The organism is Bacillus sp. B2-WWTP-C-10-Post-4 (genome assembly GCF_009183805.1).
Classification (GTDB): Bacteria; Bacillota; Bacilli; order Bacillales; family Bacillaceae_G; genus Bacillus_A; species Bacillus_A cereus.
On sequence record NZ_WEII01000020.1, the window covers coordinates 47,630 to 62,954 of the forward strand.

The following is a 15,325-nucleotide window of genomic DNA, read 5'->3' on the forward strand; positions in this document are numbered from 1 at the left end:
GCTCAGAATGTGAGGTGGATGGAGCTTCTGACCTTGAGGCGCTCTTTGCCTCTGGGGAAGAAGCGAAGCCGCCGAACATTCTAGCCACTGTAGCTGGATTCCAACAAAAAGCGAAAGTGGCTCGCTCTTAAGCCACGAAGAAAAAAGAAAAGGCCCCGCTTTTCATCAAAGCGAAGCCACTCTTTTCTTACTTACGCTTTTTCTTTTTCTTCTTGAATCCTGGTACGTTTTCGAAGAATGCTTTTTTCTTCTTACCGTTACCATCTTTTTTTCCTGGCTGGCTAGCAGAAGCGGATGCGGATGCAGATCCTCTTCCTTTTCCTTTACCACCACGGTCAAATTTTCTACCTGTGCCACGTTCACCGCCGCGCTCATTACTGCGCTCGCTACGTCCACCGCGTTTCTTTCTGCCTGTTCTTGGCTGCTCGATAACGACTGGACGATCTTTGAACTTACGGCGAGGTGTGCCTTTCATGCCAACGATTTCAAAGTCGATTGCACGCTCGTCTTTGTTTACGTTAATAACGCGAATTGTAATTTCGTCACCGATGCGGAATACGTTTCCTGTACGTTCTCCGATCATAGCGAAATGTTGCTCGTCATAACGGTAGTAATCATCCGTTAAGTAGCTAACGTGTACAAGACCTTCAATTGTATTTGGAAGCTCTACGAATAAACCGAAGTTTGTTACAGAGCTAATCATACCGTCATACTCTTCACCGATCTTATCAACCATATACTCTGCTTTTTTCATCTCATCTGTTTCACGCTCTGCTTCAACAGCACGGCGTTCCATATTAGAAGAGTGCTCTGCAATCTCAGGTAATTTTTCACGCCATTTTGCTTGCGTTTCGTTGTCGACTTTACCATTAATAATGTATTCACGAATTAATCTATGAACGATTGTATCTGGGTAACGACGAATTGGTGATGTGAAATGTGTGTAGAACTCAGTTGATAAACCGAAATGTCCTAAACTATCCGCATCGTAACGAGCTTGCTTCATAGAACGAAGCATAACTGTTGAAATAACTACTTCTTCTGGCTGTCCTTGAACCATTTCAAGAATTTGTTGCAGCGCACGAGGGTGCACTTCATTCGCACGTCCTTTTACCGCATATCCGAAGTTCGTTACAAACTCGAAGAAACGCTCAAGCTTATCTTCTTTCGGATCTTCATGGACACGGTACATAAACGGTACGTTCATCCAGTGGAAGTGCTCTGCTACTGTTTCATTCGCAACAAGCATAAATTCTTCAATTAACTTCTCTGAAACAGAACGATCACGCATAACAACATCAGTCGGTTTTCCTTCTTCATCCACTAATACTTTCGCTTCTTTAAAGTCAAAGTCAATTGCACCACGGCGCATACGTTTTTCACGTAAAATTTGTGCCAATTGCCCCATCTCTTTAAACATCGGTACGAGCGGCTCATAACGCTTAATTAACTCTTCGTCCTCATCTTCTAAAATGCTTCTTACGTCAGCATACGTCATACGCTCTGTCGTTTTAATCACACTTTGGAAAATCTCGTGTTTAACAACATCACCTAAATTGTTGATTTCCATTTCACAAGATAACGTCAGACGGTCTACTTTCGGATTTAATGAACAAATACCGTTAGATAGACGATGCGGAATCATCGGGATTACACGGTCAACAAGATATACACTCGTCGCTCTTTCCGCTGCTTCAACATCAATTGGAGAGCCTTCTTGAACGTAATGACTTACATCCGCAATGTGAACGCCTAGCTTGTAGTTACCGTTCTCAAGCTTCGTTACTGTAACAGCATCATCTAAGTCTTTCGCATCTGCACCATCAATCGTTACGATCATTTGATCGCGCAGGTCGCGGCGATCTTTTAAATCTTCTTCTGAAATCGTTTCTGGTACACTGTTTGCATGCTCCATCACTTCCTCAGGGAATGCTAAAGGTAAATGATGTTTATGAATGACAGATAAAATATCTACTCCTGGATCATTTTTATGACCTAGAATTTGAATAACTTCACCTTCTGCACTTAAACGATTCTCTGGATAGCTCGTAATTTTCACAACTACTTTATGACCTTCTACAGCACCCATCGATGCGCTTTTCAAGATAAAGATATCACTCGTCCAGCGCTTATTGTCAGGTATAACGAATCCAAAGTTTTTCGATTCTGTATATGTACCAACTAGTTCTTTCGTTCCACGCTCTAAAATGCGTACAATTGAACCTTCTTGACGCGAACCGCTCGATTGAGAACTAAGGCGTGCTAATACTGTATCGCCATGAAGTGCACCGTTTAATTCTGTAGGCGGGATGAAAAGATCATCGTCTCCTGTTTTCTTCTCGTCTGGTACAACGAATGCAAAACCACGTGCATGTCCAATTAACTTACCTCTTACTAAATTCATCTTTTCAGGAAGACCGTAACGGTTGCTACGAGTACGAATAACAAGTCCCTTTTCTTCCATCGTTACAAGTGCCTTTACGAAATCTTTAAAGCCCTCAGAACCTTCAATCCCAAATGCCTCTTCTAACTCTTGTATCGTTAGCGGTTTATACGCTTCTTCTCTCATAAATAATAACAACTTATCAATATGTTCTTGTATGATTTCTTCCAAGCAAAAATACCTCCTTTAAAACCTTATATTATTTAGTGTATCCGAAAGATAGGGGATGTATAAAGTGAAACTTCAATACTCCCCTTATGATTTTTACAGTTTTCACAAAAAATTCCTTATGAAAAAAAGAGGCAACTAGATCTTACCAATCTAGTTGCTCCAAGAAGTTATATACATCCTCATGTAGCTCGTCACGTTGTTTATCAAGTGTAATGACATGCGTAGAGTCTTCATACCATTTAATGTCTTTTAACGTAGATTCTACACCGTTATAAATAATGTTAGCACTATCTGTATTAATCATTTCGTCATGACGTGCTTGTACAACAAATGTTGGCGCATAAATCATATCCACATTGTTACGTACGTCAGCAATTAATTGTTGTAATGCTTTTAATGTATTCATCGGTGTCTTTTGGAATTCCAACATTTCTTGTTCAATTTGTTCAGGTGATTTTTGCTCACGTTTTTTATATTCGCGGGCATATGCCAATATACCTTGGTACATCGTTTCTTCGCTCTTAATATACATCGGTGCACACATTGGTACTACACCTAAAACCGGTACTGTATAACCTAATTTTAAAGAAAATACGCCGCCAAGTGACAATCCAACAACAGCAATTTTCTCAAAACCTTTATCTTTTAAAAGCTGATATGCCTCCGTTACATCTTGCCACCAATCTTCAGGCCCTGTATGAACAAGCTCTTCTGGTGGTACACCGTGCCCTTTATAAATTGGCGCATGACAAGTATAGCCTTTCTTTTCTAAGAAACGCCCTAACATACGTACATCAGCTGAGTTCCCTGTGAATCCATGTAGTAATAAAACAGCGCGGTCTCCACCCTCAAATGTAAATGGTTTCGGAGATGCTAATTTCATCATGTATTTCTCCTCTTTCTCTTCTGTAATCTAGTCGTATTCTTTCTATATCTAGTGTACCATATTTGTATTTCTATAATCTAATTAGAAACATCTTTCAAATAGCAAAACAAAAAAAGAAGAACCATTAGTACCATTCACTAACGCTTCTTCTTTCAATTCTATAAATTGAAGTACGTAACACCAATTGTTAATACAAAGAACAATACAGCTAAAACAATTGTAATACGGTTTAATACCGCTTCAATTCCACGTGCCTTTTGCTTACCAAATAATTGCTCCGCACCGCCTGAAATTGCACCTGAAAGGCCTGAGCTATTACTAGATTGCATAAGTACCATAACAATCATTAAAATCGATACAATAATAAGTAAAACTGATAATAACGTATGCACTTGGCGTACCTCCTACAAAGATTCAGTTATTGTAACTGTAGCATAAATTCTATAGAAAAGCGAGAGCTATAGAGGCGCTCTCGCTTTTCTTCTATTACATAAACATCATCGCAAATAACGGTCCAAGTAAACATGTCAAAATTGCTGTTAATGTCATTGTTACCGATCCAATAACACCTTCATGCTCGTTATTTTTCATCGCTCTCATCACGCCCATAATATGAGAAGCACATCCAAATCCGATACCTTTACCAACTGAGTTTGTAACACGGCTCCATTTTAATAAAAGGGGTCCTGTAATCGTTCCAGTAATACCTGCGATAACAACGAAAGCTGCTGTTAAGGAAGGTACACCACCGACTTGTTCAGAAACACTCATCGCAACTGGCATTGTCACCGATTTTGGTAATGACGATAAGATTAAGCTTTTATCCGTTCCCATAAGTGAAGCAATCGCAAAATCACTAGCGATTGCAACTGTTGTACCTACTAATACCCCGCCAGCAATCGGTACAACATATTTTTGCAGAACATGACGTTGTTTATAAAGAGGAATTGCAAATGCTACAACACCGGGTCCAAGTAGCTTTGCAATCCAGCCACCACCACTTTCCATATAATGTTGATATGGTATATCAAGCACGATAAATAGGAAAGCCATTAATCCAGTTGCTACAAGCATTGGAATGGTGAATGGTGTTGGAAATAATTTATAGATTTTTTTAGATAATTGATATAATAGCACCGTAAAAAGAACCCAACCGATTCCGATTAATATTTGGCTCATCGCGACTCTCTTTCCTTCCTATTCGCAAGATATTGTCCTGTATGTCCTGCGACAATAATAATTAAAAATGTACTCGCTACAACTGTAATGAAAAGAGAAATTCCTTTACTCATAAAAAAAGCACCGTAATTCATTAGGCCAAGCGTTGGCGGAATTAATAAAAACGGCATAATAGCAACGAGTGTTTCTGCTCCTAAATCGAACCATTTCACTGGAAGAACTTTTAGGCTAAGTAAAACAAGTAAGAGGAACATTCCAATCAAACTTCCTGGAATCGGAATATTTAACATTTCTTGCACCCAAGTTCCAACCATATAAAACACGTAAAGAGCAGCAATTTGGACAAGAATCTTTGTAAATTTCATGTTCATCATCCCTCATGTTTATACGATCTTCTGTTAATATCTTTATCATAGTATAAATTGTAAAAAGCTGCAATTTATCAACTTGACAGCAAAAACAGCCTATGTTATACGCTTACAACCTTGATATGACTGCATTTCTAAACGAAAATTACGTCAAAAACCTTGACCTAATATAAAAAGTTTTTATTTTCTGAATTTAAAAGACTATTATTTCAATAAAATAATCTTTTTATCCTTAAACTTACATATATATAAAGTGAAACTTTAATCATTGAGGTTTTCCTCATCCCCATTAATTATTATCCCTCACCAAGCGGATTTGTACCGGATAAACAAGATAGGTGGTGAACATATGCCCAAAAAAGTTCTCATTTTTTGTGATCCTGGGATTGATGATACGATGGCTCTCCTCTTAGCATTCTTTATCGATGAAATAGAAATCGTCGGTATCGTTGCTGATTACGGCAATGTTCCAAAAAAAATGGCCGTAGAAAATGCTCATTTTTTTAATAACGAAACAAAGAATAGAAATATCAAGATATTCGGTGGTTCAGAACGTCCCCTTACAGGTGCCCCACCTGCGTTTTTTACGGATGTACATGGGAAACAGGGGCTCGGTCCAATTATTCCAAAGGTGAATGTGACTAACGGAGAAATGGAGAATTTTTTTGAAGTCATTCCTCTTATTGAACAGTATAAAGATGAATTAATCATTGTAAGTTTAGGAAGACTTACCTCCCTAGCAATTTTATTCATCGTATGTAAACAGTTAATGAAGCAAGTTAAATCTTACTACGTAATGGGCGGTGCCTTTTTACATCCTGGTAATGTTACCCCTATTTCCGAAGCAAACTTTTATGGCGATCCTACTGCTGCTAATATAGTCCTTCAATCTACAGCTAACATGTACATATACCCATTAAACGTTACCCAATATTCCGTCATTACACCAGAAATGGCAGAGTATATTGAAGCAAAAGGAAAAGCCCCACTTCTCAAACCTTTATTCGATCATTATTACTACGGATATTATAAAGACGCCCTACCACATTTAAAAGGCAGCCCTTTCCATGACACAATGCCAATACTCGCTTTATTTGATAACTCTATGTTCACGTATCATAAATCACCTATTGTTGTCATGACAGAATCCTCTGCACAAGGAGCAACCATAGGGGAATTTCGCTCTTTAGTGAACCAGAAGCCATTTATTGATTGGCCGGTTCATCAAATCGCAATTGATTTTGACTATAACCGCTTCTTCAAACATTTCATGTCACTTATGACGGGTGAACAATTTTAGCATAAAAAAACAGACCGTGATTTCTCACGGTCTGTCGTTTATTTTCTACAATTATCGTTTGATGTTATAGAAAGATTTGATACCATCGTAAACAGCGATTTCGCCTAGTTCGTCTTCGATGCGTAATAATTGGTTGTACTTAGCAATACGGTCAGTACGGCTCATAGAACCAGTTTTGATTTGGCCAGCGTTAGTTGCAACTGCGATGTCAGCGATTGTAGCATCTTCAGTTTCACCAGAACGGTGAGATACAACTGCTGTGTAACCAGCACGTTTAGCCATTTCGATAGCTTCGAAAGTCTCAGTTAAAGTACCGATTTGGTTAACTTTAATTAAGATTGAGTTAGAGATACCTTTTTCGATACCTTCAGCAAGTTTTTGAGTGTTAGTTACGAATAAATCGTCACCAACTAATTGTACTTTATCACCGATACGCTCAGTTAATAATTTGTGACCATCCCAGTCGTTTTCGTCTAAACCATCTTCGATAGAGATGATTGGGAAGTCTTTGCAAAGCTCTTCATAGAAATCAACCATTTCTGCAGAAGTTAAGCCAGTACGGCCTTCGCCTGCAAGGTCATATTTACCAGTTTCTTTGTTGTAGAACTCAGAAGAAGCAACGTCCATTCCTAAGAATACGTTCTCGCCAGCTTTGTAACCAGCTTTTTCGATAGCTTCGATGATTACTTCTAAAGCTTCACGGTTAGAACCAAGGTTTGGAGCGAATCCACCTTCGTCACCTACTGCAGTGTTAAGACCTTTGTCATGTAATACAGCTTTAAGTGCATGGAATACTTCAGCACCCATACGGATTGATTCTTTGAATGTTGGAGCACCAACTGGTAAGATCATGAACTCTTGGAAGTCAACGTTGTTATCAGCGTGAGAACCACCGTTGATGATGTTCATCATTGGAGTTGGTAATTGTTTTGCATTGAATCCACCAAGGTAACGGTATAATGGAAGACCTACGAAGTCAGCTGCTGCGTGAGCTACTGCCATAGATACACCAAGGATAGCGTTAGCGCCTAGTTTACCTTTGTTTGGAGTGCCATCTAATTCGATCATAGCACGGTCGATACCAGCTTGGTCAGTTACATCGAAACCAGCGATTTCTGGAGCGATAATTTCGTTAACGTTGTTTACTGCGTTAACAACACCTTTACCAAGGTAACGAGATTTGTCACCGTCACGTAATTCTACTGCTTCGTGCTCACCAGTAGATGCACCACTTGGTACGATAGCGCGTCCGAAAGCGCCGCTTTCTGTGTAAACTTCTACTTCTACAGTTGGGTTACCACGAGAGTCAAGGACTTCGCGAGCATAAACATCAATAATTGTTGACATAATAAATTCTCTCCTTTTTATATAAGCAAATTATTTAATAATTGTTTTACCTGTCATTTCTTTCGGTTGTTCCACATTTAAAAGTGTAAGCATTGTTGGAGCGATATCTCCTAAAATACCACCTTCACGAAGCTCTACATCATTTTTTGTAACGATGAAAGGAACCGGGTTAGTTGTATGAGCTGTCATAGGACCGCCATCAGCAGTTAACTCCTGATCAGCATTACCATGGTCAGCAGTAATAAGTGCTACACCATCTTTTGCAAGAATCGCTTCTACAACTTTTCCTAAACATTCGTCAGTTGCTTCTACTGCTTTAATTGTTGGTTCCATCATCCCAGAATGGCCAACCATATCACAGTTCGCAAAGTTAAGAATGATAACATCATGTTTATCATTTTCGATTTCATTTACTAAAGCGTCCGTTACTTCGTAAATGCTCATTTCAGGTTTCAAGTCATACGTTGCAACCTTCGGTGAGTTAATTAAGATACGCTCTTCTCCTGGGAATTCAGCCTCACGACCACCGCTAAAGAAGAATGTAACGTGCGGATACTTTTCAGTTTCCGCGATGCGAAGTTGCTTTAATCCCGCTTGCGCAACAACTTCACCTAAAGTGTTATCAAGGTTCATTGGCTTGAATGCCACGTAACCATCTACAGTTTCACTGAAGTGTGTCATACATACGAATTCTGGAATGTGAGGTACTTTTTCACCACGATCGAACTCACGGAAGTCTTCGTTTGTAAATACACGAGCAATTTGAATTGCACGGTCTGGACGGAAGTTATAGAAGATAACTGCATCATCATCATTGATTGTTGCAACTGGCGTGTTATCTTCGTTAACAATTACAGACGGCAATACGAATTCATCATAGATACCGTTCGCATAAGAGTCTTCTACACACTCTTCTGCTGATTTATAAGTAGGGCCTTCACCATTCACCATAGCACTGTAACATTTTTCTACGCGATCCCAACGCTTGTCACGGTCCATAGAGTAATAACGACCAGAGATAGTCGCGAATTGTCCTACTCCTGTTTCTTTAATTACTTCATTCGTTGCATCGATATAACCTTTTGCTGTTTGTGGTCCAACATCGCGGCCGTCTAAGAAGGCATGGATATAAACTTTCTCCACGCCTTCTTTTGCTGCTAGGCGAAGAAGAGCAAACATATGGTTCATGTGACTGTGCACACCACCGTCAGAAAGTAAACCGAATAAATGAAGTGCAGTACCTTTTTCTTTTACACTTTTAATTGCATTTTGGAAAGTTTCGTTCTTATCGAACTCACCTTCACGAATTGCAACGTTAACGCGTGTTAAGCTTTGATATACTACGCGGCCAGCACCGATATTTAAGTGACCAACCTCAGAGTTACCCATTTGACCTTCTGGAAGACCTACCGCCTCACCACAAGCTGTAAGCGTTGTGTGAGGGAATTTGTTCCAGTAGCCATCAAAATTAGGTTTCTTAGCTTGTGCTACAGCATTCCCGTAAGTTTCTTCACGAAGTCCGAAACCGTCAAGAATGATTAAAGCTGTTGGCTTTCTCATTTTACCGCCCCCAGAAGACCTAAGAACGAAGCAGGCTCTAAGCTAGCACCGCCAACTAAAGCGCCGTCGATGTCAGATTGTGCCATATACTCTTTAATGTTTTCTGGTTTTACGCTACCGCCGTATTGGATACGAACAGCTTCTGCAGCTTCTGGAGAAACAGCTTCTGCAACAACTTTACGGATGTGCGCACATACTTCGTTTGCATCTGCAGAAGAAGAAGATTTACCTGTACCGATAGCCCAGATTGGCTCATAAGCGATAACAGTTGCTTTAACTTGCTCTTCTGTTAAACCTGCAAGTGCTTTTGTCACTTGACCTGCTACTAGATCAAATGTTTTTCCGCTTTCGCGCTCTTCTAAAGTCTCACCACAACATACGATTGGTGTTAAACCATGTTCAAATGCTGCGATAGTCTTTTTGTTTACTGACTCATCTGTTTCAGCAAACATTTCACGACGCTCAGAGTGGCCAAGTACTACATAGCCAACTTTTAAGTCGCTAAGTGCTACTGGGCTAATTTCGCCAGTGAATGCACCATTTTTTTCGAAGTGCATGTTTTGTGCACCTACTTGTAAGTCAGTTCCTTCAGTTGCTGCTACAAGGCGCTCTAAGAATAGAGCTGGAGAGCAAACTACTGCATCAACAGCTGAAGCTGCTGGGATTTGACCTTTAACTTCCTCTACGAAGCTAACTGCTTCAGATAGAGTTTTATTCATTTTCCAGTTACCTGCGATAATTGGTTTACGCATGCTTTGCACCGTCCTTTTTCTTTGGCTGCTACTTATTTGTCGTTAAGACAAACTACACCTGGAAGCTCTTTACCTTCCATGAATTCTAATGACGCACCGCCGCCAGTAGAAATGTGGCTCATTTTATCAGCCATACCGAATTTTTCAACAGCTGCTGCAGAGTCACCACCGCCGATAACAGAGTATGTATCTTCTGCATCTGCTAATGCTTGTCCTACTGCTTTTGTACCTTCTGCGAATGGAGTCATTTCGAATACACCCATTGGTCCATTCCATACAACAAGCTTAGAATTTTTAATTACATCTGCATAAATTTCACGTGTTTTAGGACCGATGTCCACGCCTTCCCAGTTAGAAGGGATAGAGTCGATACCAACGATTTTAGTTGTTGCAGTTTCAGAGAATTCCTCAGTGATTACAACATCAACTGGCATGTAGAAGTTTACGCCTTTTTCTTTTGCAAGTTGCATAAATTCTTTAGCTAGTTCGATCTTGTCGTCTTCACATAGAGATAGACCAATTTCATGACCTAAAGCTTTAACGAATGTGTAAGCAAGTCCACCACCGATGATTAAGTTATCTACTTTGTCTAATAGATGACGAATTACACCGATTTTATCTTTTACTTTCGCACCACCGATGATAGCTGTAAATGGACGTTCTGGGTTAGAAAGTGCTTTACCAAGTACATCTAACTCTTTTTCCATTAATAGACCAGATACTGCTGGTAGGTAGTCTGCGATACCTGCTGTAGAAGCGTGAGCACGGTGAGCTGCACCGAATGCATCGTTTACGAAGATGTCAGCAAGTGCTGCAAATTCTTTCGCAAGTTCTGCATCGTTCTTTTCTTCGCCCGCATAGAAACGTACGTTTTCAAGAACTAATACGTCGCCTTCGTTCATTGCTGCAACCATTTCTTGTGCAACTGGTCCGAATGCTTCGTCCGCTTTTTTAACGTCTTTACCAAGAAGCTCGCCTAAACGTGCTGCTACTGGAGTTAAACGCATTTCTTCTACTACTTGACCTTTTGGACGGCCTAAGTGACTTGCTAAAATAACTTTCGCACCTTGCTCTACTAAATATTGAATTGTAGGAAGAGCTGCACGGATACGAGTTTCATCTGTAATTTTGCCTTCTTTCATAGGTACGTTGAAATCAACGCGGCAAAATACACGCTTACCTTTTAAATCTACGTCACGAATTGATTTTTTGTTCATTGGATTTCCCTCCGACTACTAGTTAGGATTGACAAAACCCACTCAAAAGCTTAACACATTTGCTTTTAAAACGAAAGAAGAGAGAGAGGGAACAAACCCTCTCCCTCGTTTTGTCATTGATAACTTATATAATTAAGAATTAAAGACCTTTTGAAGTCATGTAAGCTGCTAGGTCTACTACGCGGTTAGAGTAACCAGTTTCGTTATCGTACCAAGAAAGTACTTTAACCATGTTACCTTCCATTACCATTGTAGATAATGCATCGATTGTAGAAGAAGCTGTACATCCGTTATAGTCGATAGATACTAATGGCTCTTCGCTGTATCCAAGGATACCTTTTAATTCGCCTTCAGCTGCTGCTTTGAATGCTGCATTTACTTCTTCAACTGTTACTTCTTTGTCAAGTTCAACAACTAAGTCAACTAGAGAAACGTTAGCAGTTGGAACACGTACAGCGCCACCGTTTAATTTACCTTTAAGTTCTGGTAATACTAATGCTACAGCTTTAGCTGCACCAGTAGATGTTGGGATCATGTTTTCAGCTGCTGCACGAGCACGACGTAAATCTTTGTGTGGTAAGTCTAAGATTTGTTGGTCGTTAGTGTAAGAGTGAATTGTTGTCATCATTCCGCGTTTTACGCCGAATTTTTCGTTTAATACTTTAGCGAATGGAGCTAGACAGTTTGTAGTACAAGAAGCGTTAGATACTACGTTGTGGTTAGCTGCATCGTATTGTTCGTGGTTAACACCCATAACTACAGTGATATCTTCGTCAGAAGCTGGAGCTGAGATGATAACTTTCTTAACTGATCCACCTAAGTGTTTCTCAGCATCTGATTTTTTAGTGAAACGGCCAGTAGATTCTACTACTACTTCTACTCCGTAGTCGCTCCATGGTAATTGAGCTGGGTCACGCTCAGCGATAACTTTAATTTCTTTACCGTTAACAACGATGCTGTTTTCGTTAGCAGATACTTCTGCATTTAAAGTTCCGTGAACTGTGTCATATTTTAAAAGGTGAGCTAATGTTTTAGCATCTGTTAAGTCGTTGATTGCTACTACTTCTACCTCAGAGTTGTTAAGAGCTGCGCGGAATACGTTACGTCCGATACGTCCAAATCCATTAATACCAATTTTAGTCATTTGAATTTCCTCCTTGGGGGATTATATTAAAGGGTAAAACCCTTTGTTAACTGTTTTGCTGCACCTTCATCTGTAATTAGAATTGAAGTGTGCCCTTGTTTAATTACAGCCTGTATTGCTTTTGCCTTTGAAGAACCTCCAGCGACTGCAACAACATGAGATACATTTTGTAAGTCCTCTAGTTGCATACCAACTGTTCTTACTTTATGAACAACATTTCCTTCTTCATTAAAGTAGTAACCGAAAGCTTCGCCAACTGCTTCGCTTGCCTGAATCTTTAACCAATCTGCTTCTGAAGTACTTCTGCGACGTGCCATTGTTAACGCATCACCTATTCCATGAATGACGATATTGGAAGATCGAATCAACTCAAGAACTTCTTTCACGGAAGGCTCTGTCACAATAGACGCATATGCTTCGCTACTAACATGGTCTGGAACATACAATAAGCGATAATTACTCATCGTATTTTGCGCCATCTTGGCACAAATGGTATTGGCTTCTAATTCAACACCTTCTCCAATTCCACCACGTGCTGGGACAAACAGCATATGTAAATCTTTGCAATCAAGTTGCATCATGTCCGCAGCAGCAGCTAGCGTAGTTCCTCCAGCCACAGCAACGATATTATTCGCTGTCAGACGGTCTTTTATACAAGTCACACAAGCACGGCCCATCTCCAGTTTGACCCAAGGTGATTCATCACTATCACCAGGGACAACGAAAACTTCATCCAAGTCTAATGTTTCCTTAAGTTGCTTTTCTAAAACCTTTAACCCGGAAATTTCTTTCATAAAGTCTTCCAAAGCAAGAACTAAAGCTGTTCCTTCTTCTGTCAAAGTCATTCCAGAAGAAGCGACGTGAACTAAGTTTTGTTCTTTCAAAACTTGAACTTCACTTCGCAATACTCGTTCTGTCATACCGAGACTTGCTGATAAGTTTCTTCTTCCAATCGGCTGCATGAGCCTAATGTATTGAAGAATTTGCATTCTCGTTTGCATAACAGGTAGCAGATCAGGTAATAATTTTTTTGTGTTCTGAATCCATGAGCGCATATCTTTTCTCCTCACTACATCGGTTCATTTTCCCTCGTGGTCACTTTACGTCCCGTAGTGACATTTTGTGTCCCACATAGGTTAAAAAAATAATCCCTGCTACGTGTATTATTGTAACAGGAGATAGAAACTTATTCAACTCTTAACTGCATTCTTTATATAGTTTATTATGACACCTTTGTGAATGTTACCATATTCTACTTGTTTTCCGTCCATTTCTACAACCGGAATCATTAAGTGATATTTTTCTAAAAGGTCATTATCTTCATATATATCTATTTCCTCGATTTGAAAAGAATATTCACATTGTACTTCCTGTAAAACTTGTTTTGCCTTCACGCAAAGGCCACAATCTTTTTTAGTATACAGTACAACTTTCATCTTCTTCACCTATCCGATCGTTTTTCGTAATGACGAAGCTGGGATATGCATTTGTTCTCTATACTTCGCCACTGTTCTTCGAGAAATAACAATTTCATGCTCTTCTTCTAATAATTTTGAAATCTTTTGATCTGAAAGTGGCTTTTTCTTATCCTCTGCCCCAATTAGCGTTTGAATAAATTGTTTTACACGTTTTGTAGAAACTGCTTCATCTTCAGTCGTCGAAACGGCATTGCTAAAGAACGATTTCATCTCAAATAGACCGTGTGGTGTTTGCACATATTTATTTCGCGTCGCACGACTAATTGTCGATTCATGCACACTTAACTCTTCCGCTACCTCTTTTAAAGCGAGAGGTCTTAAATACTCTGGACCTTTCCAGAAGAAATCACGTTGTTTTTCCATAATAATAGTCATTACTTGCAGCAATGTCTGTTTTCTCTGCTTCAAACTGCGCATAATCCACTGCACATGCTGATACTTTTCTGATACGTAAGATGCTACTTCACTTTCACTATTATTAAGAAGCGCACTATATTCAGAATGAATTTCAATTCTCGGCATATTTCTCTCATTCATTTGTAAAACGAGGCGATCGCCATCTTTTTTCACCGCCATATCAGGTACAATGTAAAGTGGTTTATCTGAAGAAAACGCAAGACCTGGTTTTGGTTGTAATGACGTTATACAATTTACCGCACTCTGTAATTCCTCATTACTACATTTCAACACTTGAACGAGCTTTCGCCAATCTTTCTTCACGAAATAAGCGAAATGATCTTCTACAACCTCTTCTGCTAATCCATTACGCCTTTGTAAGCGCTTCAATTGTAAGGTTAAACATTCCTGAATATTACGCGCCCCTACCCCTGCTGGCTCCAGTGATTGGACAAGCTCTACAGAACGGTCGACTACATGAATATGTGCAGAAAGGAGCTCTGCTAACTCTTCATTCGTTTCTTGTAAATATCCATTTCCATCCATGTTCATAATAATGAAAGAAGCTACTTTTCGCTCTTCTTCATCTATTTTATAATACTGTATTTGATTTAATAAATGTTGCTGAATCGTTGTAGAATCCACACTGTAGATCTCCATCTGATTCTCGACTTGTTTGCTGGTACTTTTACTGTTGTTAGAGCTCTTTTTCTTCTCCCTCTCAAAACCACCTAACTCAATAAGGGGATTCTCTAACGATTGCTCATACAAAAACTCCGATAATTCTTGTACATTATACTGGAGCATTGTAATCGCTTGCCTTAACTCTTGTGTCATTGCCAAACGTAAGCTTTGTTCTTGTAAAAGACTTGCCTTCAAACTAATCTCCCCCTTGTTTCTATTGTACAATAAGTTTGGTAAAAGGAGAATCCTCACGCAGACACCCATTCCAAAATATTATTAATTTATATGTATTAATGAGATTTACAACTTACAACCGAAATTTGAATAATATTGAAAGAAAATAATAAAGTGAAACTTTAATCAGTGGGGGGTTTTGTCCATCCCCACTGATTATTAGCCC

At 39.5% G+C, this 15,325-nt stretch carries 14 protein-coding genes; 1 reads left to right on the forward strand and 13 read right to left on the reverse strand.

Annotation, left to right across the window (positions count from 1 at the left end; all coding sequences use genetic code 11):
* Positions 1–187 precede the first annotated feature (187 nt).
* The 5 genes from rnr to GBN78_RS11265 form a co-directional block, all read right to left on the reverse strand.
* The gene (gene rnr / locus GBN78_RS11245; RefSeq protein ID WP_000391096.1) at positions 188–2,614 is read right to left on the reverse strand and encodes a ribonuclease R; all 2,427 of its coding nucleotides are present in this window, start codon (positions 2,612–2,614) and stop codon (positions 188–190) included.
* Between the two features lie 142 nt (positions 2,615–2,756).
* On the reverse strand, positions 2,757–3,497 hold the full coding sequence (gene estA / locus GBN78_RS11250; RefSeq protein ID WP_000761976.1) for a carboxylesterase: 741 nt from the start codon (positions 3,495–3,497) through the stop codon (positions 2,757–2,759).
* 161 nt (positions 3,498–3,658) lie between these two features.
* A complete protein-coding gene (secG, locus tag GBN78_RS11255) occupies positions 3,659–3,892 on the reverse strand; it encodes a preprotein translocase subunit SecG (protein ID WP_000557264.1) in 234 nt (77 codons plus the stop codon).
* 94 nt (positions 3,893–3,986) lie between these two features.
* Positions 3,987–4,679, reverse strand: coding sequence for an LrgB family protein (locus GBN78_RS11260; protein ID WP_000078304.1), 693 nt, complete (start codon positions 4,677–4,679; stop codon positions 3,987–3,989).
* Positions 4,676–5,044 (reverse strand): CidA/LrgA family holin-like protein, encoded by a 369-nt coding sequence (locus GBN78_RS11265; protein ID WP_000673222.1) that lies wholly within the window; start codon positions 5,042–5,044, stop codon positions 4,676–4,678. Before GBN78_RS11265 ends, GBN78_RS11260 begins: the two co-directional genes overlap by 4 nt.
* A 352-nt stretch (positions 5,045–5,396) precedes the next feature.
* On the opposite strand from GBN78_RS11265, the gene GBN78_RS11270 reads away from it, so the two are divergent.
* Complete coding sequence (locus tag GBN78_RS11270; protein ID WP_001125054.1) at positions 5,397–6,347, forward strand: nucleoside hydrolase; 951 nt, start codon at positions 5,397–5,399, stop codon at positions 6,345–6,347.
* A gap of 51 nt (positions 6,348–6,398) precedes the next feature.
* On the opposite strand, the gene eno is transcribed toward GBN78_RS11270, so the two are convergent.
* The 8 genes from eno to rpoN form a co-directional block, all read right to left on the reverse strand.
* Positions 6,399–7,694, reverse strand: a complete 1,296-nt coding sequence (gene eno, locus GBN78_RS11275) for a phosphopyruvate hydratase (RefSeq protein WP_000103951.1) — start codon at positions 7,692–7,694, stop codon at positions 6,399–6,401.
* A gap of 30 nt (positions 7,695–7,724) precedes the next feature.
* A complete protein-coding gene (gene gpmI / locus GBN78_RS11280) occupies positions 7,725–9,254 on the reverse strand; it encodes a 2,3-bisphosphoglycerate-independent phosphoglycerate mutase (RefSeq protein ID WP_001231158.1) in 1,530 nt (509 codons plus the stop codon).
* A complete protein-coding gene (gene tpiA / locus GBN78_RS11285) occupies positions 9,251–10,006 on the reverse strand; it encodes a triose-phosphate isomerase (RefSeq protein WP_001231038.1) in 756 nt (251 codons plus the stop codon). The genes gpmI and tpiA overlap by 4 nt, the downstream gene beginning before the upstream one ends.
* Before the next feature lie 32 nt (positions 10,007–10,038).
* Complete coding sequence (locus GBN78_RS11290; protein ID WP_001036350.1) at positions 10,039–11,223, reverse strand: phosphoglycerate kinase; 1,185 nt, start codon at positions 11,221–11,223, stop codon at positions 10,039–10,041.
* A gap of 139 nt (positions 11,224–11,362) precedes the next feature.
* Positions 11,363–12,367 (reverse strand): type I glyceraldehyde-3-phosphate dehydrogenase, encoded by a 1,005-nt coding sequence (gene gap / locus GBN78_RS11295; protein WP_000161236.1) that lies wholly within the window; start codon positions 12,365–12,367, stop codon positions 11,363–11,365.
* A gap of 26 nt (positions 12,368–12,393) precedes the next feature.
* Positions 12,394–13,422 (reverse strand): gapA transcriptional regulator CggR, encoded by a 1,029-nt coding sequence (gene cggR / locus GBN78_RS11300; RefSeq protein WP_001258185.1) that lies wholly within the window; start codon positions 13,420–13,422, stop codon positions 12,394–12,396.
* 135 nt (positions 13,423–13,557) lie between these two features.
* Positions 13,558–13,803, reverse strand: a complete 246-nt coding sequence (locus tag GBN78_RS11305) for a glutaredoxin family protein (protein WP_000869730.1) — start codon at positions 13,801–13,803, stop codon at positions 13,558–13,560.
* Between the two features lie 9 nt (positions 13,804–13,812).
* Complete coding sequence (gene rpoN, locus GBN78_RS11310; RefSeq protein ID WP_000647955.1) at positions 13,813–15,120, reverse strand: RNA polymerase factor sigma-54; 1,308 nt, start codon at positions 15,118–15,120, stop codon at positions 13,813–13,815.
* Positions 15,121–15,325: the final 205 nt, after the last annotated feature.